A 19,530-nucleotide genomic window follows, 5' to 3' on the forward strand; every position below is an offset into this window, starting at 1 on the left:
TGACGCCGACCACATCCCTTACGCAGGCCATCTCGGTGTCGCCGGACCAGAAAGCCCCGGGCAGCGTGCGATCCGCCTCAAGGGCGTTGCTGCGCACATAGTCCTCGCCCTTGAGATCGTAGACGCCCCGGACGAACTCGCGCCACCCGAGGATCTGGCGAACAAAGCCTTCAACGGCGTTCAGAGGCGCCCGGCCAGCGCGGTACTCGGCCTCGGCTCGGCGGCAGATGTCGAGCGGATCCAGGAGGCCGATGTTCAGAGCCGCCGAGATGCGCGCATGCCAGAGGAACGGCTCTCCGCCCTTCATGCTGTCCTGCCAGTCGCCGAAGTCCGGCAGGATATCGGCGATGAAGTGGGCGAGCAGCGACTGGGCTTCGGCGTGCGACGTAGCCCAACCAAACATCGCCGTATCGCCGAAGTGATCGGAGAACCGCGCTTCCACCAGCCGGATAACATCCTGGACCACAGGTCCCGGCGCGATCCGCAGCCGATCGGGCGGACGTACGGTGCGGGGCAGGCGCTTCCGGTTCTCGGCGTCGTAGTTCCAGCGCCCGCCGACGGGCTTGTCTCCGTCCATGAGCAGGCCGGTGCGTCGACGCATGTCACGGTAGAAGAATTCCATGCGAAGTTCTCGTCGATCGCGCGCCCAGGCCTCGAAGACAGGTCTAGGGCAGATGAACCGATCGTCCGGTCGAACCTCCAGCGGGACCGGCGCCTGCAAGACAAGACTCTCGAAGGCGCGTGTCAGTCGATGTTCGCCGGGCTGGGTTGCGACGATCCGGTCGAGACCGCCGTCCTCCAGCGCCCGCAGGACCTCTCCGGGGATATCCTGCGTGTTGTCCGGATCGTCGAGACGCACGTATCGAACATCCACGCCACGCTCGGAAAGCCTGTCGGCGAAGCGGCGCATGGCGGCGAACACCAGGACCAGCTTCTGCTTGTGGTGTCGTACGTAGGTGGCTTCGGCCATCACTTCGGCCATCAGCACCCGATCCCCCGGGGCCAGATCCCGCAGGGCCGAGAGATTGTCGGAAAGCTGATCACCCAGGACCAGACGCAGCGTTCGGGGCATTCCGCATCTATCCCGGCTCTTGGGGCCAACGAAAAGCGCCGCCGCAGTCTCCTGCGGCGGCGCCTCAATTCGAAAGGGTTTGACGCTTAGACGACCCCGAACGCCAGCATGGCGTCGGCGACCTTCTTGAAGCCCGCGATGTTCGCGCCCTTCACGTAGTCCGGCACCTTGGAGCCCGCGCGACCGCCGTACTCCAGGCAGGACGTGTGGATGCCCTGCATGATGTCTTGCAGCAGCCGTTGGAGCTCTTCTTCCTTCCACGAGATGCGGGCCGAGTTCTGGCTCATCTCGAGGCCCGACACCGCCACGCCGCCGGCGTTGGCCGCCTTGCCGGGCGCGTACAGGATCTGGGCGTCCTTGAAGACGTGCACGCCTTCCAGGTTGGTCGGCATGTTGGCGCCTTCAGACACGCCGATGCAGCCGTTCTTCACCAGGGTGCGCGCGTCGTCGCCCAGCAGTTCGTTCTGCGTCGCGCACGGCAGCGCCAGTTGGCAGGGCACGCCCCAGGGCGTCTTGCCGGCGTGGAATTCCGAACCCTTGAACTCCTTGGCGTACTCGCTGATGCGGCCGCGACGCTTGTTCTTCAGGTCCTTCACCCAGTCGATCTTCGCCTGAGTCAGGCCCTCGGGGTCGTAGATGAAGCCTTCGGAATCCGAGAGCGTCAGCACCTTTCCGCCCAGCATCGTGACCTTCTCGGCGGCGTGGGTTGCGACGTTGCCCGAACCCGAGATCACCACCGTGTGGCCGGCGATGTCCTTGCCCTGGTTCTTGAGCATGTTCTGCAGGAAGTAGGTCGCGCCATAGCCGGTAGCCTCGGTGCGGATCAGCGAGCCGCCGTATTCCAGGCCCTTGCCGGTCAGCACGCCCGTGAACTCGTTGGTCAGGCGCTTGTACTGGCCGAACATGTAGCCGATCTCGCGAGCGCCCACGCCGATATCGCCGGCCGGCACGTCGACGTCGGCGCCGATGTAGCGATAGAGCTCGGTCATCATGCTCTGGCAGAAGCGCATGACCTCGCCGTCCGACTTGCCCTTCGGATTGAAATTCGAGCCGCCCTTGCCGCCGCCCATGGGCAGGCCGGTCAGCGCATTCTTGAAGGTCTGTTCGAAGGCCAGGAACTTCAGCACGCTCTCGGTGACAGAGGGGTGGAAGCGGATGCCGCCCTTGTAAGGACCGATCGCGTTGTTGTTCTGAACGCGCCACGCCCGCTGGACGCGCACGTTCCCCTTGTCGTCCTGCCAGCAGACGCGGAAGCTGATCACCCGATCAGGTTCTGCGATCCGGCGCAGGATCTGGGCCTCGTGATACTTTTCCTTGTCCTGGATAAACTCGAAGATGTCTTCGGCCACTTCCTGGACCGCCTGCACGAACTCCGGTTGCCCCGGATTGCGGCGCTTCACCCCTTCGATGAAGGTCGGAAGATCGACGTGATCGCTGACTGCCATGTTTGAATCCCCCAATGTCCGGCGCACTCTCGCCCGGGCGTTTCCCGCGCAACCTTAGCGGCGAATTCGGTACGGTCTAACGCGAATTGCGGACGCACTCGCCTCTCAGACGTTTCGCCCTTCACAAGTCCTCGGAATTTGCGACAACACGTTGTGTTGGGATGGGGGCTATCAAAATGACCAAGGCGTCTGATCTTTTCGTGCAGTGCCTGGAAGAGGAAGGCGTCGAGTACGTCTTCGGCGTCCCTGGCGAGGAGAACCTGGACTTTCTGGACAGCCTTTCGCGCTCCACGAAGATCAAGCTCATCCTGACGCGCCACGAACAGGGCGCGGGCTTCATGGCCGCCACCTACGGTAGGCACACCGGCAAGGCCGGGGTCTGCGTGGCCACCCTGGGCCCGGGCGCAACCAACTTTGTGACGGCTGCGGCCTATGCCCAGCTGGGCGGCATGCCGATGATGATGATCACCGGCCAGAAGCCCATCAAGAAGTCCAAGCAGGGTCGGTTCCAGATCCTGGACGTGGTCGACATGATGAAGCCGATCACCAAGTACACCCATCAACTGGCCTCGGCGGACAACATCCCGTCGCGGATCCGCGAGGCGTTCCGCCTGGCGCAGGAAGAAAAGCCGGGCGCCGTCCACCTGGAATTCCCTGAGGACGTGGCCGACGAGGACACCGACTCCCTGCCCCTGGCCAAGAGCAACGCCCGCCGCCCGGTGGCCGACGAGAAGTCGATCCGCGCCGCGGCCAAGCGCATCGAGCAGGCCAAGGCCCCGATCCTGGTGATCGGCGCCGGCGCGAACCGCACCATGACCAGCCGGATGCTCACCCAGTTCATCGAGAAGACGGGCATCCCCTTCGTCTCGACACAGCTGGGCAAGGGCGTTGTCGACGAAACAAGCCCCAAGTTCATGGGCTGTGCGGCGCTCTCGGCCGGCGACTTCGTGCACCGCGCCATCGGCGCGTCGGACCTGATCATCAACGTCGGCCACGACGTGATCGAAAAGCCGCCATTCTTCATGCAACGCGGCGGCTCGGAGGTGATCCACATCAACTTCCGCTCGGCCGAGGTCGATCCGGTCTACTTCCCGCAGTACGAGGTGATCGGCGACATCGGCAACGCAATCTGGCAGATCAAGGAAGACATCCTGCCCCAAGCGGGTTGGGACTTCTCGGCCATGTACAAGGCCCGCGCCGCCGAGGTGGAGCACGCGGCCAAGTACGACACCGACCAGCGCTTCCCGATCTACCCGCAGTACCTGGTGAAGCAGATCCGCGAAGCGATGCCGGACGACGGCATTATCTGCCTCGACAATGGCGTCTATAAAATCTGGTTCGCCCGCAACTACGCGGCGCGGCGCCCCAACACCGTTCTGCTGGACAATGCGCTGGCGACCATGGGCGCGGGCCTGCCGTCGGCCATGGCCTCGTCGATGGTCTACCCGGACCGCAAGGTCATGGCGATCTGCGGCGACGGCGGCTTCATGATGAACAGCCAGGAGATGGAGACCGCCGTCCGCCTGAAGCTGAACATCACCGTGCTGATCCTGAACGACAACAGCTACGGCATGATCCGCTGGAAGCAGGCGAACATGGGCTTCAAGGATTGGGGGCTGACCTACGGCAACCCGGACTTCGTCGCCTACGCCAAGTCGTACGGCGCCAACGGATTCCGCGTCGAGTCGGCGGCCGCGCTGCCCCAGCTTCTTCGTAGCTGCCTCGACACGCCTGGGGTCAACCTGATCGACTGCCCGGTCGATTACTCCGACAACGACCTCATCCTGAACCGCCAGATCAAGGAACTCAGCGCGGCCATCTAGGCGCGGACGCCAAGGACACCGACATGACCGCGCTACGGGATTCCTATCCCCTCTACCTGGCCAACGAGGCCCAGACCCCGAACCTCGATCTCGAGGTGACGGACAAATACACCGGCAAGGTCGCCACGCGTGTCGCGCTGGCGAACGCCAAGATCATCGACGCCGGCATCGCCGCCACCGTCGAGGCGGCCGAGCCGATGGCTCGGATGCCGGCCTACGCGCGCCAGGACGTGCTGGCGCACTGCGTCAAGCGCTTCCAGGAGCGGTTCGAGGAACTGGCCTATGCCCTGTGCATCGAGGCCGGCAAGCCGATCCGCGACGCGCGGGGCGAAGTCACCCGACTGATCGACACCTTCCGCATCGCGGCGGAAGAAAGCGTGCGGATGACGGGCGAGGTCCAGCCGCTCGATATCTCACCACGGGCCAAGGGCTATCAGGGCATGTGGAAGCGGGTGCCGATCGGGCCCTGCTCGTTCATCAGCCCCTTCAACTTTCCGCTGAACCTGGCGGCCCACAAGATCGCGCCGGCGATCGCGGTGGGCTGTCCGTTCGTGATGAAGCCCGCCTCGCGCACGCCGCTGGGCGCCATCATCATCGGCGAGGTGCTGGCCGAGACCGATCTGCCCAAGGGCGCGTTCTCGATCCTGCCGGCGCAGCGCGACGGAGCCGACCTGTTCACGACGGACGAACGCCTCAAGCTCCTCAGCTTCACCGGATCTCCGGGCGTGGGCTGGGACCTGAAGGCCCGGGCCGGCAAGAAGAAGGTGGTGCTGGAACTGGGCGGCAACGCCGCCGTGGTCGTCGACGCCGACACCGATCTGGACGACGCGGTCGAGCGGATCATCTTCGGCGCCTTCTACCAGTCGGGCCAGTCGTGCATCGGCGTCCAACGGATCATCATCCACGCCTCGATCTACGACGAACTCAAGGACCGCCTGGTCGCCAAGACCAAGACCTTGATCGCGGGCGATCCGCGCGAGGAAGCCACCTTCGTCGGCCCGATGATCGACGTGAAGGAGGCCGCACGGTTGGACAGCTGGATCCAGGCCGCGGTGGCCGACGGCGCCACGTTGCTGGTAGGCGGCAAGCGCGAAGGCGCGATGCTGGAAGCCACCCTTCTGGAAGGCGTGGGCCGCAAGGCTGCGCTCTATGCCGAAGAGGCGTTCGGACCGGTGGCCATCCTGTCGAAGTTCACCGACTTCAAGGATGCGCTGGCCGAGGTGAACGATTCGAAGTTCGGTCTGCAGACCGGCGTCTTCACGCGCGACCTCTACAAGATGCTCGAAGCGTGGGACCATCTCGACGTGGGCGGAGTCGTGATCGGCGACGTCCCCAGCTACCGGGTCGACAACATGCCCTACGGCGGGGTGAAGGACTCGGGGCTTGGCCGGGAGGGCGTCAGGTTTGCGATGGAGGACATGACGGAAATTCGCAATCTCGTCATCCGTCGCCGCTGAGCTTGCGTATCTGACATGGGACGGTGCGCGCTGCTTGGGGAGGCGGCTTGGTGTTGACGATCGCGCAGATCACTGACCTGCACGTGACGACAGACAAAGATCCGCTGAATCAGCAGCGGAACGAAGAACGTTTGCGTCAAGTCATGCGGGCGATTCACGAGTTGCGTCCGCGGCCCGTGGCCATTGTCGCGAGCGGCGACCTGGTCGACCGCGGCGAACGCGAGGAATACCTCGAGCTGGAACGCCTCATGGCGGAGAGCGAGATTCCGATATTCTACGCCGTGGGCAATCATGACAGCCGTGAGGGCTTCCTGTCGGTGTTCTCGGGGCCGGGCGCCCAGACCGACGCCAACGGATACATCCAGTACGCGGTCGATTTCGGCCCCATGCGGATGGTTGTGTGCGACACGCTGGAAGGGCCCAACCACGGTGACTATGACGAGGCGCGGGCGGCCTGGCTTGCCGAGACGCTGGATGCCGAGCCCAACAAGCCCACCGCCGTGATCCTCCACCATCCGCCGATCCCGAGCGGCATCCAGTGGATGGACCCCGACCCGGATTCTCCCTGGATCGGCCGCCTCGCCCAAGTTCTGAAGGGCCGTGACCAGGTCCAGGTCCTGATGTGCGGCCATATCCACAGAGCGTTCACCGGCCTGTTCGCGGGGCACGTTCTGTCGGCGGCGCCCGCGACCTCGATCCAGCTGACCCTCGATCTTACCGAGGTCGATATGCATGTGCCCGACGGCCGCGAAATCCTGGTGGAGGAGCCGCCGGCGTTCGCGCTCCTGATGTGCCACGCCGGCCACCTGACCACCCACACCTGCCAAGCCGGCGACTACACGCCCGCCGTGACCTACAACTTCCCCTTCCGAACCCTCGCCTGATCCATGCCGGGAGACACCAAGCGCCGGGGCCCCATGAACCTGCTGCTAGGCGCGGTGCGTCGCCTGCGGGAGGCCGGTGGGAAATTCTGGGCCGATGTGCTGGTGTTGGGGCTGGCCGCCGCCGCCGCCACGGTCGCTGCGCTCTGGATGGGCAGCACCACTCCGGTCCGGTTCGTTGAGAACCTGACCTCCGACCTGCGCATCGCGACGGCCGCTCCGGCCGTCCAGTCGAAGTTCGTGATCATCAAGATCGACGACGACGCGCTGAACGCCATGAGCGAGTCCTCGCCCTGCAAATGCCTGTCGCCGATCGACAAGGCCTGGCTTGGCGACCTGATCGCGACTCTGGACTCCAAGGGCATCAAGGCCGTGGCCGTGGACTACCTCCTCGACACCTGGAGTTCGCCTGAGGAGTTCGCCGATTTCCAGGCCCGGATCGAGCCGGTCAAGGCCCCTATCGTTGCCGCTGTCGACCCTCAGCGAACGCCGGGCGTCGACTTTCCGGTGGCCAAGAAGCTGGTTTATGCTGACGCCCGCGCGCTGATCGGCGTGGACTATGACGACGTCATCCGCCGCTACGACCCCCTGCCCGGCAAGGTTCCGGCCCTGGCCACCGCCACCGGCATGGTCGCCGAGGGCTATAAGCCCACCAAGCGTGAGTTCGAGATCCGCTATCGCCGGGCCGACCCATCGGTGAAGGCCGAGAACACCGGAGCTATCGCGCCGTCCTACTCGGCAGCCTTCGTGGCCTTCCTGCCCGACGCGTTCTTCAAGGACAAGATCGCCTTCATCGGGCGCGTGACGCGCTCGGCCACCGCCGACGCGACCACGCTCAAGGACGACATGCACACGACCCCGATGCGGTTCATGGCCGGTCACTACGACGGCACGCCGGGCGTCGAGGTGCACGTGCACGCGCTGTCGCAGATGCTGGCGGGCGACCGCATCAAGAGACCCGGCATCGTGCTGAGCGCCCTGCTGGTGTTCGCGACCGCGGTGGGCGGCGCCCTGCTCGGCCGTTCCACCCAACGCTGGCTGATCTCGATCGCCATTCTGCTGGTCAGCATCGGCGTCTACGGCGTGGGATCGTGGTTGGCCTACCAGCAACTGGCCTGGATGGCGCCGATGACCACGCCGGCCATCGGGTTCGGCCTCAGCTTCTTCCTCATGAGCCGTCTGGCCGCGGCCGAACTGCAGACCCAGAGAGCGTTCTATTCCTCCACCCTTGAGCGCTATCTGGCGCCCCAGGTCATCGACCGCATGGTCGACGGCCAGGAGGAGGTGAAGATCGGGGCCGAAGAGCGCGAGATCACCGTGATGATCTCCGATCTGGAGAACTTCTCGAACCTGGTGGCCAGCCTGCCGCTGGAGACGTTCGAAGGCGTGATCAACGAGTACTTCGACGGGGTGATCGACATCCTGTGGAAGCACGAGGCCATGATCGACAAGATGACCGGCGACGGCATCATCGCGATCTTCGGCGCACCCGTGCCCTCGACCGACCACGCCGACCGCGCCATCGCCTGCGCCCGGGAGATCGACCTCTACGCGCTCGACATCCGCAAGAAGATGATCGAGCGCGGGATCAACTTCGGATACACGCGCATGGGCCTGTCGTCGGGCATCGGCCTCGTGGGCAACTTCGGCGGTGAGCGGCGGTTCAACTACACCGCCTACGGTGAGGTCGTCGTCATCGCGGCGCGGCTCGAGGCGGCCAACAAGACGTTCGGCACCCGTATCCTGTTCAGCGCCGACACATTGAAACTCGCCAAGGTCACCGTTCCGATCGAGGCCGTGGGCGAGATCGATCTCAAGGGCGTGCCGGTGCCAATCCCGGCCTATACGACCCCGACAGACGCCGCCGTCTGATCCCGAGCTGCATAACGAAACTTGACGGTACCGATATGGCGTGAGCCTATGGATACCCATGAGTACCGTTATTGCGTCGCCTGTCGGACGCCCTCGCGATCCCGAGACCACCGCTGTCATCCTTGAGGCCACGCTGCGGCTGCTGGCCGAGTACGGCTATGCGGCCACCAGCACCGCACAGGTCGCGGCCCTCGCGCGAGCCAGCAAGGCCACGCTCTACCGCCGCTGGCCCAGCAAGTTCGCGCTGGTGGCCGACGCGATCCGCCACGGCCTGCGCACCGCCAATCCGGTCACGCCGCGCACCGGCGATCCGCGTGAAGACCTGATCCGGGTGCTGGAGAACCTGATCCGGGCTATGGCCGAGACGCCGCTGGGCGGGGCGATCCGTGCGGTCATTTCCGATGCCGCGCACGAGCCCCAGCTGTCGGCCGCGCTCCAGGAGGTGACCACCGAGGCCCGCGAACGCGGTCCGATGCGCGCGCTGGTGCTGGAGGCCCAAGATCGGGGGATGCTGGCCCCAGACGCCGACATCGGCCTGATCCTGGATCTGATGCTGGGCGCGCCCTACTTCCAACTCATCGTCCGGCAGGTCACCCCGCGCCCGGAGCAGGCCCGCGCCCTGGTGGACCAGCTCATTCCCCTGCCCTCCACACCACACCCTGGGAGCCAGCCATGAACCTCGACGGACGCACCGCGCTGGTCACCGGCGCGGCGCGCGGCATCGGCCGTGAGCTGACACGCCATTTGGTGGCCGCCGGTTGTCACGTGGCGGCGGTGGGTCGCTCACCTCAGGCCCTGGCCGAACTTGAGGCCGCGCATCTAGGCCAGGTGTCCGCCTGGCCGGCCGACCTGGCCCGCGCCGACGAGGTCGAGCGGCTGATCCGCGAGGTCCCGGCCCGGCATCCCAATCTCACCGTCTTGATCAACAACGCCGGCGTCCAGGTGACGGCCGACGTGCTGGCCGACGAACCCCGGGCCCTGCGCACGGCGTTCCGCGACGAGATCGCGATCAACCTGGATGCTGTCGTCGGGCTGTCGACCGGCCTGCTGCCTCACTTGGCGAAGCAGCCGTCGGCAGCGATCGTCAACGTCTCAAGCGGGCTAGCGTTGGCGCCCAAGGCTTCAGCCCCAGTCTATTGCGCCACCAAGGCGGCGGTCCGTAGCTTCACGAAGGCGCTGCGCTACCAGTGCGAGGACGCGGGCCTGAACGTCGCGGTCAGCGACGCCGTCATGGCGCTGGTTGACACCGACATGACCCACCGTCGTGGCGGCAGCAAGATGAGCGCCAGCGACGCGGCGGCCGAGGTTCTGGCCGGTATGCGGTCGGGTCGGAGCGACATCTACGTCGGCAAGACGAAGCTGCTGGCTGTGTTGATGCGCGCCGCGCCGAGCTTCGCCGAGCGGATGATGCGCCGGAGTTAGTCCGACCTCAGCGATCCGCCTGCTGCACCATCCCCGGACCCAGCCACGCGGTCATGTCGACCGCGTCGGTGACGCGATACGGACGGCCCCAGCGGTCGGTGAAGAACCGTTCCATCTCGTCGCGCTTGAACGGACGCGAGCCCAGCCGGCCGAAGATCGCCATCTGGTGGCCGCTCTCGTCCACCGCGCGGTCGCGGTCCAGGCCCTTCGACACCGACAGCGCCGCCGACGGAGTCCGCGCCCAGGCAATTAGCTCGGGCTTGGGCGCCGGCGAGAAGCCGTAGAAGTTGGGCTGCGTCGCCGGACCGATCAGCTGCACCACCTTCATGCCGTTCTTGCCGTCGGCGATGTAGGCGAACAGCGAGGCGTTGGTCGAACCCACCACCACGTCTTCGGCATCGTTGATCGCGCCGCCGGCGTCGAACTTCTGGTAGAGGCGCGGCCGCTCGGGGTTCGTCACGTTGACGATGACCAGGCCGTCCTTCTTGGCCGCGACATAGGCGTAGGTGCGGGCCACGTAGACGCGGCGGGCGTCCACCAGGGGGATGGTCGCGCCCTCGACCAGCTTGGGCTGGTCGAGCTTGGTCACGTCCAGCACCTCCAGGCCGCGCTGGGTGGTGACCCAGAGATAGCGGAACTGCAGCGCCGAGCCGCGCACGTCAGGCAGCGCCACGGTCGTCACGTGCCTGGGCTGCAGCGGATTGCTCAGGTCGACAACCACCAAGCCGGCGTCGGCGGCGATGTAGGCAAAGTGTCCGCCCAGTGTGATGTGGCGTGCGCCTTTCAGGACGCCGCCCGCATTCCAGGTGACGGCCCGCTTCAGCTTGTTGTTGCGCGGATCGCCGTCCGCCAGCGTGTTCACGTTGACGAGGATCAGGCCTTCCTCGCTGTCGGTGACGACGGCGTACGAGTAGAGCGGATGGAATTCCTGCTCCTGGTTGGCCTGAAGCAGGGTGATGTCGGCGCCGGCGGCGTCCTTCACCATCATCTTCTTCATGGCCTCGTTCCGGAGCGGGGCGATGTTCTGGTTGGTCGGCAGCGCCATGCAGGTGGCGTTCTTCGACTCGACGCGCGTGTCGTGGCCGAGCGGCGAGAACGGCGCAGTGATGACGCGCTGGGACACACCCTTGTTGGCGACGCTGGCGGCGTCGAACACGTGGAAGCCGCCCTTGCCCTCCGCCACGAACATGTACTCGCCGCGCAATTGCACGCAGCGGGCCGCGCCCTCGGTCTTGTGGGTGAAGTTCGAGAACTCTTCGTAGCTGTCTTCTTCGCCACCCTTCAGGCCATCAACGAACGGCTTGCCGCGAACCCAGTTCTTCAGCTCGCGCTTGTTCTGGTCGACGTGCAGCTTGAAGAAGTCGGGATAGGCGTAGCGGTGCAGGTAGCTGCCGATCACCGCCTGGGGCTCGCTCCACTCCGAGACGCGCGTCGCCTGGATGCCGCCTTCGAGACCCACCCAGGCGTTCTGGCCCACGAAGTTCACGAAGTTGGTCCCGAGCAGGAGCAGCTGGGCCATGATGGCGTTGTTGTCGTTGGCCGCGCTGACGTGGCAGTCCGAACAGGTCTTGGTCTCGGTGGTGCGCACGGTGTGTGGGAAGTGCGGCGCGAAGGCCTGGCTGGAGAAGCCCGACGCCGCGATCGGCGGCTGCTGCACGTAGATCCGCTCGCGGTTCACGTTGGTCGACGACAGCACCAGGGCCGACGACGAGCGAACCGGCGCGATGGTCGAGCCCTTGGTCGTCTGGTGGCGGCCCAGCTGGTACATGTCGTCACGGGCGACCTGCGGGTTGTAGGTCGCGTAGTTCCGGGTCTCCTCGCCCTCGTACTTGTGGGTCGTGGTCTTCCAGTTGGCCTCAATCGGCAGGTGGCAGCCTGCGCATGCCGTGGTCCACGAGGTGTGGCAGGCGAAGCATTCCATCTCATCGTCGTTGTGCGCGCGATCGCCGGGCGCGACACCGGGCCCCCAGGTGAACGGCTTGCCGTCCTGGCTGATCTTGCCCATCAGCTTGGCGCGGGCCGACTTGGCGTTGAAGTCAGGCGAGGTGCGGTCGACCGTGTCCTTGGTCAGCTTGATCCGCCATTCCAGCTTGGGGTCCAGCAGCGAGCGCTGGATCAGGACCTGACGTCCCTCACGCTCGACCCACTCGAACCGGCGCTGGCCGTCGGGGTTACGCAGCAGCGACAGGTCGTTGCCTTTCGGATCCGCGGCGGGGCCCGAGGTGCGCAGCGTCGGATAGGCCTGCGACGTGCCGTGGCAGTCCTTGCAGCGGATCTCCACCGCGTTGGCGACTTCGCCGTAGATTAGACCCGTGCCATGGCTGTCGTTCGAGAAGTGGCAGTCGGCGCACTGCATGCCCTTCTCGGCGTGGATATCCATCATATGGACAGCCTTGCCGGGCGCGTTCTTTCCGACGGGCGTGAACTCGGGGGCGCCCTTCTTGTGGAACTTCTCGGGGTCGTCGTTGGCGACGATCGCGCCGTCCTTGTCCAGTAGGTTGCCTTCGCGGTCGCGCTTGAAGATGGCGCGGAAGTTCCAGCCGTGGCCGTGATAGTCGGCGAACTGGGTGTCCTTTAGCTGCTTGTTCAGCCCGAACACCTCACGCAGGAAATCCAGGTCGGCCCACTTGCCCCGCGGCGCGGCGCCCTCGGGGTTGCGGTCCAGGACGTGGCGGATTTCCTCGCTGGTCGGATACTTCTGCTTCTCGGGCCACATGGACGGGGCGTCGGCCTCGTAGTCCCACATCGTGTAGCCGAGGTAGGTGTTCACGAACATGTTCGGCTGGTGCATGTGGCAGTTCATGCACTGGGCCGTCGGGATGGCGCGCGTGAAGTAGTGCTTGATCGGGTGACCCGATTCCTTGCGCTCCACGACCTCGTTGGTGTGGTGATCCACCGTCCACTTGATCGTCGGGTCCGCCTGCGCACTCTGGCCATCGCGGCCGAAAGGGGCCCAGGTGACGCTGGCGTGCGGCTGGCGGTTGTTGGCGTAGACCACGTGGCACGACGCGCAGCCCGAGGAGCGATAGTCGCCCGGCTGGTCGTTGGTGCCCATGAACCAGGTGAAGGGGTCGTTGAGGCGGGTCTTGTGGATGTTCAGGACCGGGATCGCGACGCGCAGGCCGGTGCCGGGGCCGCGGTTGGATTGCCGCAGATCGGGACGGCCCGGCTCTTCCAGGCGCTGGAGCGCGCCGTTGGCGTTGGGCAGGCCCACTTCGGCGAACTGGGTGTTGATGTTGCGACCACCGCGTTCGAACACGCGGAAGATGTCTCCAGGGGGCACCACCTGCCACGTCGGCAGAGGATAGAGTGTCGGCAAGGCGCCGCGTTTGGCCTGCTCGGGCGTCACGGCGCCGTGCGGGCTGCCGGGCGACAGCAGGCGCGCCGGCTCGCCGTGGGCGGTGTAGGCCTCGCCGAGGACGTAGTTCTTGAACGGCAGAATGCCGTTGTTGTACGAGCCGCCGCCCCACAGCATCGCGCCGGTGGCCATCAGCGAACGCTCGGCCTTCTCGATCAGCTCCAGGTGGCAGGCGCCACAAGCCTGCCGCGCCACCCGATAGTCCGACGGGTTCACGAAGCGGACGAACTCGGGGCTCTCCTTGTTGAGCAGCGTGTAGCTGATCTTCGGGTTCGCCGAGCTCGGGTAGTGCCAGGTCTTCGGATACTTCGGCAGCACGTGGGCCTTGTCGCGCAGGGCCGCATAGCCGGGCGCGTTCATAGCCATGCCGGCGGGCGCGAAGACGGTGGCGTCGCCGCCGTGGCAGGAGGCGCAGCCCAGCTTCACTGCCTGTGACAGGTGCATCGTCTTGGCGTCGGACTCGGTGTGGCACGAGACGCAGCCCTTGCTGGCCGCGTCGACCTCGGCGTCCGTCATGCCCAGCTTGGCGGCCGGCGCGGTCACGTAGGTGCGCTTCACCGGCTTCTCGGCGTCGCTGGCCTTGAGAGACACGGGCGCGAAGACGGTCAGCGCCACCAGCGCCCCCAACTTCAGCCATTTTCTCCCGAATTTCAGCATCTTGTCCCTAGAAGGTCAGAATGGCGTTGAGCAGGACCGAGTAGTACTTGTCGTGCCGGGCGGAATTCGAGAACAGGTCGTTGAAACCCTTGCCCGCGTCGAACACCGCGACCGAGCCGCGGAACACGATGTTCTGCGTCATATGCGGCCTCCAGATCGTCGAGACCGACGCATCCCAGCCCAGCGACTTGGGGATCGATCCCTCCTGGCGCAGCGCCTGGACGATCGAGGTGTCGGCCATGCCGATGTGCTGGATGTTGGTAGAGATGCGTAGCTCGGGCAGCACGTCGAAGTCGGCGCCGCCGCCAAGGACGACCGTGCCCGGGTTGTTGAAGTTGGACTGCCCCTCCTCCTTCGAGGACCGGAGGGAGTTCAGGATGCCGTTGCGCCCGTTGACGCCGATCACCCGACCGCCGCCGGCGAACGGAATGGTCTGACGGATCCAGTAGCTGGTGTCGGAACCGGCGAACTGCGGGTTCTCGAAGATGGCGTCGAAGCCCCGCTCGCGGTTGTCGTAAGGGTTCTTGTCGCCCGAGGCGTAGAGGCCGGTCAGGCGCACCCGGATCCAGTCGAAATCCATCGACGGCTCGGCGGCCACGAAGTAGCTGCGGATCTTCGCCTTGCGGCCAGTAAAGATGTTGTTCCGATCCTCGCCGAACGCATAGAAAGCCGACGCCGTCAGGTTGACCCGGCCGATCCGCCCATCGGTGTTGTAGCCGAGATAGGTCACGTCGTAGTTGCGGCCGCGGAGGTTCCCGATCAGCGCGGGGCGCACCGGGAAGCCGTTGTGGTCGATCTGGATCTCGTCGCCCTCGCGATTGCGATTGTGGGCGACCATCAACTGCGACGTGATGCCCGGCAGTGGAAGATCCTGACGGTACACGCTGCCTATGAAGACGTAGTCGTCGCGCAGCCGCTGGGTGATGTCGTTCAGGCCCGAGTTGGTGTCCTTCTCGATCCGCCAGAAGGCCGCCAGATTGTACTGGAACCGGTTGTTGTCGCGGTTGCCGAAGAGGCGCACGCCCAGCTGGTTGTCCTGAAACAGGAAGCCGCGGAACTCGGTCGAGAATGGCTGGATGCCGACTCGGAGGGAGTCGAAGTCGTACCGTTCGGACACGTTGCGCAGGTGGTAGTCGACGAACAGTTCCTGCAGGCCGATGAAGGCGTCGTTCCGGTGGGTCTTCTTCGAGGGCTCGACGTAGAGGACCCGCTTCTCGGGTACGTCGACGTAGTTATCCTGGAACGCCAGCGCGATGCGGAACTCGAGCTCGGGCGGCTTGAAGGCCGTCGAGCCTTTGACCAGCGAGGCGGCGGCGATGAACGTCTGGGCCACCACCAGGCTCGAGTCGCGCCCGAAGATGTCCAGGCTGCCCGGCCGCGATGTGGTCTGAACACTCACCGGGATCGGGAAGGTCCGGGGTTCGACCACGGTGTCCGAGACACCGGTGAAGGCGAAGAACCAGTCGTGCGTCCCCTTGATGGGGATGTCGCCCTTCAGGAAGTTCTGGTTGTAGGGGTCGAACCAGCGCGGCTTGGTGACACCCAGCGCGCCAGCCAGACGCCAGCGATCCGGGATCGGAACCTCGTCGTGCGGGAACGCCTCGGGCGGCGGCGCGCGCACGGCCCCGGGGTTGGTCTGGTCGATCGCCGGCGGCAGCTCCTGAATGCGCCCTGGCCGGCGACGCCCGTCCAGAGGCTTGTCGTCGGCGGGGACGGGCTCGCTCTCGGGCGGCGGACCGGCGTCGACCGAGGCGGGCGGCGCAGCCTGGGAAGCGGCAGGCGGAGCGTGTTCCTGATCCAGGGCGGCAAGCTGGAAGCGGCCGTCCATCGCCAGCACGTCATCGATGCTGGGGCCCTTGTTGCCGCCCCACACCTGCGCCTGGGCTTCCTGGCCCGCCACCGCGCCAGAGTCCGTCGCGCCGGCCTGGGCGAGGATTTCGTCGATGGTGAGCGCCTTGCCGGCCCCATGCGCCCGCGCCTCGGCCTGCCCGGCGAGGCCGGCGAAAGCGATGAGCGCGATGAGGGAGACTTGGCGCATGCCTACTTCCCCTGGCAGGCGTTCTGGTCGTTGGTATCGAGGAACGGCGCGAACGGGCAACCCACGTAGCGCAGCCGCGCGGGCGCTACCGGCCCCACGATGAGCTGGTCTGCGCGGATGCCCGGCGCCGCATTGCCCACCGAGCCGCCGACTTTCAGGCCGCCGTTGTGAGCGCCCAGGAACGCGATCATGTCGTCCTGGTCGATGCCGTCGCCCGAGATCCCGATACCGCCGACGATGCGGCCTCCCCGATAGATCGGCACACCGCCCGGGAAAATCTGGATGCCGTTGGCCAGACGCTTCTGGCCCGGCGCCACATCGGGTAGCGCAGTGCAGACCTGGGGCGTGTCGGTGGCCGATGCCCCGGTCACGAAACTCAGGTGCTGAACGACATTGCCGATGATCAGCGCCGACTGCAGCCCCGTGGAGAGCGGGCTCCACTGCGTGATCGGCCGCGAGAGCGGCCCGTTCGGACGTCCGACCTCGCCATCCGGATAGTACGGCCGCGATAGGTTGCCGATCGTGCGGGCGCCGAATGCGGTGCGGCCCGTGAACACGTTCGCGTCGGCGAAGAAGTCGCGGGTCTTCTGGACGAAGCTGCGCACGTCAGCGCTGGGGTCGGCCAGCAGGTCGGACGCCGCGAACGGCGCCGAGAAGAACATCGCCGTGCGCGCCTTCTGGGCCGAGACGTCGATGCCGAACACCGGGGCGTCGGGCGAGCGGACGATGCCCAGGATCTGGCCGCGGGTGTCGACCACGCTGAGCGAGACCTCGGCGCGGCTGTCGAGTGGACGGCGAATCTGGGCCCGCGCCCGGCTCATGATGGTGAAGGCCTCTTCCAGGATCGCCCGGACCTCGGCCTGGGTCAGCGGCGTCAGGCCGTCGGCCCCGTCGGTGCCCCCCCGAATCGGGAAGCGGTTCGCGCCCGAGCCATTGGAAAGCACCATTGCGCCGGCGATCGAGAACTCGGCCGTCGTGGCCAGCCGCAGGCCCGAGGCCTCGGTCCCATAGACCTGGCCGGCCAGCGCGCCGCCACCGGCGTAGTAGCCGTTGACGGCGGTGAACGCGCCGGTGCCCGCCGGCAGGCTGGCGAAGGCGGGCGCGCTGGACGGTGTCGAGCGCAGCGTACCCGAGTTGGCGTCGGAGAAGCGTAGCGAGGTGCCATCGACCGTCACCCGGTCGGCGCGGATCTCCTCCGGCGCCAGGAAGCCGGTGGCGGCGGCGAAGGCGATCGCCTCCTCGGCGTCGTCTTCTATGTCGAGAATGTTCTTGTCGAAGCCGTAGTCGCCGTCGGCCATGATGCCGACGCCGCCCACCAGGACGCCGCCCTTGTAGAGCGGCAGGCCGCCGGCGTCGGCCGACAGTCCGAGCGGCGAGCGACGGGGTCCGGTCGCGTTCGCCGCCACGCGGGTGGTCACATCCGAGCACGGGAGCGACGAGAACTGGACGCCGAAAAGCGGGCCGCTCTCGAGACCCACCGTGGTGGGCGCCGGCGGGAAGTGCTCCTGCACAATCTGGCTGGCGGTGCGCGTCGAGAATGCGTTGCCGCCCGACGACAGGTAGGCCCCGGTGATCGCCTTCGCGATCGCAGCGCCGGCGGCGGGCACGACGGCGCCCTGAGCGTCCATGTTCACGCCCGTCGGGCCAGCGCGCAGAGTCGCGGTCGCCCGCGCTCCGGTCATCGAATAGACGGCCAGCACGTTGCCGACCCGGTCGCTGACGGCGATCACGGCGGGCAGGTTGCGGGCGCGCGCCTCGGCCACAGCCTGAGCGATGATCTGCTGCACCTCGGCCGCCGTCAGCGCCTGAGCGGCCGGCAGCGTGTAGAGCCCCGTCCCGCCCGTGGGCGGGGGCGTCGTCACGGGCGGCGTGGTCGAGCCACCGCCGCCGCCGCCGCCTCCGCAGGACGCCAGCGCCAATGCGGCCAGGAACGCGGCCGAACGGGCCAGTGGCTTCATCGCAGCGACCTCGCGGCCTGGGCGACTTGGGTCAGCGAGGCGCGGAAGGCCTCGGGGCGATAGGCGTTGGGATCACGCACCTGGGCATAGGCGCGATCGAGGTTGGGGCGGATACGCGCCACCGCTCCACGGTCGGCCTGGCCGGACGAGACCAGCGAGTTGAGCAGGGTGTCGGCCGCCATGACCGCCTGGGCGCTGCCCGTGTAGTCGGTGTAGCGCCGCGCGATCTCGCCCTGAAGGATGGTGTCGATGATCGCCAGCGTCTCGGCCCGCGAGAAGCTGCGCGCGGCGAAAGCGTCGGAGAGCGCCCGCGCCGTACCCGCCAGCTTGGCCGCGGCCCGCACGGATTCGGCGCGGTCCCGCGCAATGGCGGCGTGGAACGCGCGGCTGTCGGCGTCGAGCCGGGCCGCCAGCCCAGGCGCCACCACCTTCGCGGCCGCGGAGAGCATGATCATGTTCTCGTCGTTGAAGGGCGGCGTGCCAGACGGGATCGGACGGCCCGGATTCGCCTGCCACTGCGGGCGGGCCTTGGGATCGTCGGAAATCTGCCGGTGGCAGGCGTGGCAATCAAAGAAGTAGAGCTCGGGGAACACGCCGCGCGTGCGCCCCGGTTCGCCGTACAGCGTCAGAGCCCGCTCGAGCGCCATGGCCTGGCCCACGGCCCAGGTCTTGACCCCGCCAGCGTGACCCTTGCGCTTCACATAGTCGGCGTCGACGTCCCAATGCTGCTGAAGACTGGAGAAGAGGTCGAGCTCGAAGGCGACGCGCGGGTGGCCAGCGGCCATGATCTCGTGCGTCACGAACTGGCCCTGGCGCGAGCCGCCGAAGTGGCAGTCCAGGCAAACCCCGGCGCGAACCTTCGGGTTCTCGAGCGCCCGCATCCCGCGGGACACATTGTCGGCGTGAGTGCCGCCCACCGCACGGTGGCTGGCCAACCAGTTGCGCGATCCGCCGTGGCAGGCTTCGCAGCCTACGCCGTCGTTCAGTTGGAACTTCGCGCCGCGCAGGTTGGCCGGCGCCGGATCGGCGTGACAGCCCAGGCATTGCCGGGCGACGCCGTCCTCGCCGAGGCCCATCTTGCGGATGATCGCCTGGCCGCGGCCTTCGTACAGCACCTTGTAGGCGCGGCTATGCGCGCCAGTCAGGCTTGAAGGGTCCTGCCAGCTGATCAACTCGTTCTGGCGAACGTTCACGCCCGAATCGACCTGGCGGCTGTGACAGCTGGATCCGGCGCACGAGGCCACGCCTTCGTGCACGGCGGCCATGGATGGATTCTCAGGCGCGGCCGTCGCCGTGCGCCCTGCGCTCAGGGCGAACGCGGCGACGACGGCTGCGACCGTCGCGCAAAGCGCGCCGACGACTCCCGACGCTCGTGCTCCCCCCATAGGCCCTCCCCCGGCTTACAGGCCCCCAGTCTTAGCGGGCTCGCACCCGCTTAGGTAGCCCGAATACGGCGCAATCCTGTCAAAACCAACCCATGACACCCGCCTCAGCGGCGCCTTCGCATGTCAGGAGTCTTCGCTTAACAACGCGTTTTGCGAAAGGTA

The 19,530-nt window shown here is 66.7% G+C and carries 12 protein-coding genes; 6 read left to right on the forward strand and 6 right to left on the reverse strand.

What is annotated here, in order from left to right; genetic code table 11:
- A partial coding sequence (locus EPN98_RS00005; protein ID WP_293358499.1) for a cryptochrome/photolyase family protein occupies window positions 1-1,072 on the reverse strand: 1,072 nt, incomplete at its 3' end.
- An 86-nt stretch (window positions 1,073-1,158) separates the two neighbouring features.
- Complete coding sequence (gene gdhA, locus EPN98_RS00010) at window positions 1,159-2,517, reverse strand: NADP-specific glutamate dehydrogenase (protein WP_293358502.1); 1,359 nt, start codon at window positions 2,515-2,517, stop codon at window positions 1,159-1,161.
- A 176-nt stretch (window positions 2,518-2,693) separates the two neighbouring features.
- On the opposite strand from gdhA, the gene EPN98_RS00015 reads away from it, so the two are divergent.
- From EPN98_RS00015 to EPN98_RS00040, 6 genes are read left to right on the forward strand one after another with little or no spacing between them, the layout of a single operon-like run.
- Window positions 2,694-4,340 carry an acetolactate synthase large subunit gene (locus EPN98_RS00015; protein ID WP_293358505.1) on the forward strand — a complete coding sequence of 549 codons (1,647 nt, stop codon included), beginning with the start codon at window positions 2,694-2,696 and terminating at the stop codon, window positions 4,338-4,340.
- A 23-nt stretch (window positions 4,341-4,363) separates the two neighbouring features.
- The gene (locus EPN98_RS00020) at window positions 4,364-5,797 is read left to right on the forward strand and encodes an aldehyde dehydrogenase family protein (protein ID WP_293358508.1); all 1,434 of its coding nucleotides are present in this window, start codon (window positions 4,364-4,366) and stop codon (window positions 5,795-5,797) included.
- A 50-nt stretch (window positions 5,798-5,847) separates the two neighbouring features.
- Window positions 5,848-6,681, forward strand: a complete 834-nt coding sequence (locus EPN98_RS00025) for a metallophosphoesterase (protein WP_293358511.1) — start codon at window positions 5,848-5,850, stop codon at window positions 6,679-6,681.
- A gap of 33 nt (window positions 6,682-6,714) precedes the next feature.
- The gene (locus EPN98_RS00030; RefSeq protein ID WP_293358513.1) at window positions 6,715-8,550 is read left to right on the forward strand and encodes an adenylate/guanylate cyclase domain-containing protein; all 1,836 of its coding nucleotides are present in this window, start codon (window positions 6,715-6,717) and stop codon (window positions 8,548-8,550) included.
- A 58-nt stretch (window positions 8,551-8,608) separates the two neighbouring features.
- Window positions 8,609-9,226, forward strand: coding sequence for a TetR/AcrR family transcriptional regulator (locus tag EPN98_RS00035; RefSeq protein WP_293358516.1), 618 nt, complete (start codon window positions 8,609-8,611; stop codon window positions 9,224-9,226).
- Window positions 9,223-9,972, forward strand: coding sequence for an SDR family NAD(P)-dependent oxidoreductase (locus tag EPN98_RS00040; protein WP_293358518.1), 750 nt, complete (start codon window positions 9,223-9,225; stop codon window positions 9,970-9,972). The genes EPN98_RS00035 and EPN98_RS00040 overlap by 4 nt, the downstream gene beginning before the upstream one ends.
- Before the next feature lie 7 nt (window positions 9,973-9,979).
- Here the strand turns inward: EPN98_RS00040 and EPN98_RS00045 are convergent, their stop codons facing one another.
- From EPN98_RS00045 to EPN98_RS00060, 4 genes are read right to left on the reverse strand one after another with little or no spacing between them, the layout of a single operon-like run.
- On the reverse strand, window positions 9,980-13,987 hold the full coding sequence (locus EPN98_RS00045; RefSeq protein WP_293358521.1) for a hypothetical protein: 4,008 nt from the start codon (window positions 13,985-13,987) through the stop codon (window positions 9,980-9,982).
- Between the two features lie 7 nt (window positions 13,988-13,994).
- On the reverse strand, window positions 13,995-16,025 hold the full coding sequence (locus tag EPN98_RS00050; RefSeq protein ID WP_293358524.1) for a hypothetical protein: 2,031 nt from the start codon (window positions 16,023-16,025) through the stop codon (window positions 13,995-13,997).
- A 2-nt stretch (window positions 16,026-16,027) separates the two neighbouring features.
- A complete protein-coding gene (locus EPN98_RS00055; protein WP_293358527.1) occupies window positions 16,028-17,983 on the reverse strand; it encodes a heme-binding protein in 1,956 nt (651 codons plus the stop codon).
- Window positions 17,980-19,248, reverse strand: coding sequence for a multiheme c-type cytochrome (locus EPN98_RS00060; RefSeq protein WP_293358530.1), 1,269 nt, complete (start codon window positions 19,246-19,248; stop codon window positions 17,980-17,982). Before EPN98_RS00060 ends, EPN98_RS00055 begins: the two co-directional genes overlap by 4 nt.
- Window positions 19,249-19,530: the final 282 nt, after the last annotated feature.

The organism is Phenylobacterium sp., from assembly GCF_004299445.1.
In the GTDB taxonomy this organism is placed as follows: domain Bacteria; phylum Pseudomonadota; class Alphaproteobacteria; order Caulobacterales; family Caulobacteraceae; genus Phenylobacterium.

What these genes read in the sequence shown, in the direction of transcription:
- gdhA (WP_293358502.1), bottom strand. Translation starts at nt 2,517, where the DNA reads ATGGCAGTCAGCGATCACGTCGATCTTCCGACCTTCATCGAAGGGGTG.
- EPN98_RS00015 (WP_293358505.1), top strand. Translation starts at nt 2,694, where the DNA reads ATGACCAAGGCGTCTGATCTTTTCGTGCAGTGCCTGGAAGAGGAAGGC.
- EPN98_RS00020 (WP_293358508.1), top strand. Translation starts at nt 4,364, where the DNA reads ATGACCGCGCTACGGGATTCCTATCCCCTCTACCTGGCCAACGAGGCC.
- EPN98_RS00030 (WP_293358513.1), top strand. Translation starts at nt 6,715, where the DNA reads ATGAACCTGCTGCTAGGCGCGGTGCGTCGCCTGCGGGAGGCCGGTGGG.
- EPN98_RS00035 (WP_293358516.1), top strand. Translation starts at nt 8,609, where the DNA reads ATGAGTACCGTTATTGCGTCGCCTGTCGGACGCCCTCGCGATCCCGAG.
- EPN98_RS00040 (WP_293358518.1), top strand. Translation starts at nt 9,223, where the DNA reads ATGAACCTCGACGGACGCACCGCGCTGGTCACCGGCGCGGCGCGCGGC.
- EPN98_RS00045 (WP_293358521.1), bottom strand. Translation starts at nt 13,987, where the DNA reads ATGCTGAAATTCGGGAGAAAATGGCTGAAGTTGGGGGCGCTGGTGGCG.
- EPN98_RS00050 (WP_293358524.1), bottom strand. Translation starts at nt 16,025, where the DNA reads ATGCGCCAAGTCTCCCTCATCGCGCTCATCGCTTTCGCCGGCCTCGCC.
- EPN98_RS00055 (WP_293358527.1), bottom strand. Translation starts at nt 17,983, where the DNA reads ATGAAGCCACTGGCCCGTTCGGCCGCGTTCCTGGCCGCATTGGCGCTG.
- EPN98_RS00060 (WP_293358530.1), bottom strand. Translation starts at nt 19,248, where the DNA reads ATGGCCGCCGTGCACGAAGGCGTGGCCTCGTGCGCCGGATCCAGCTGT.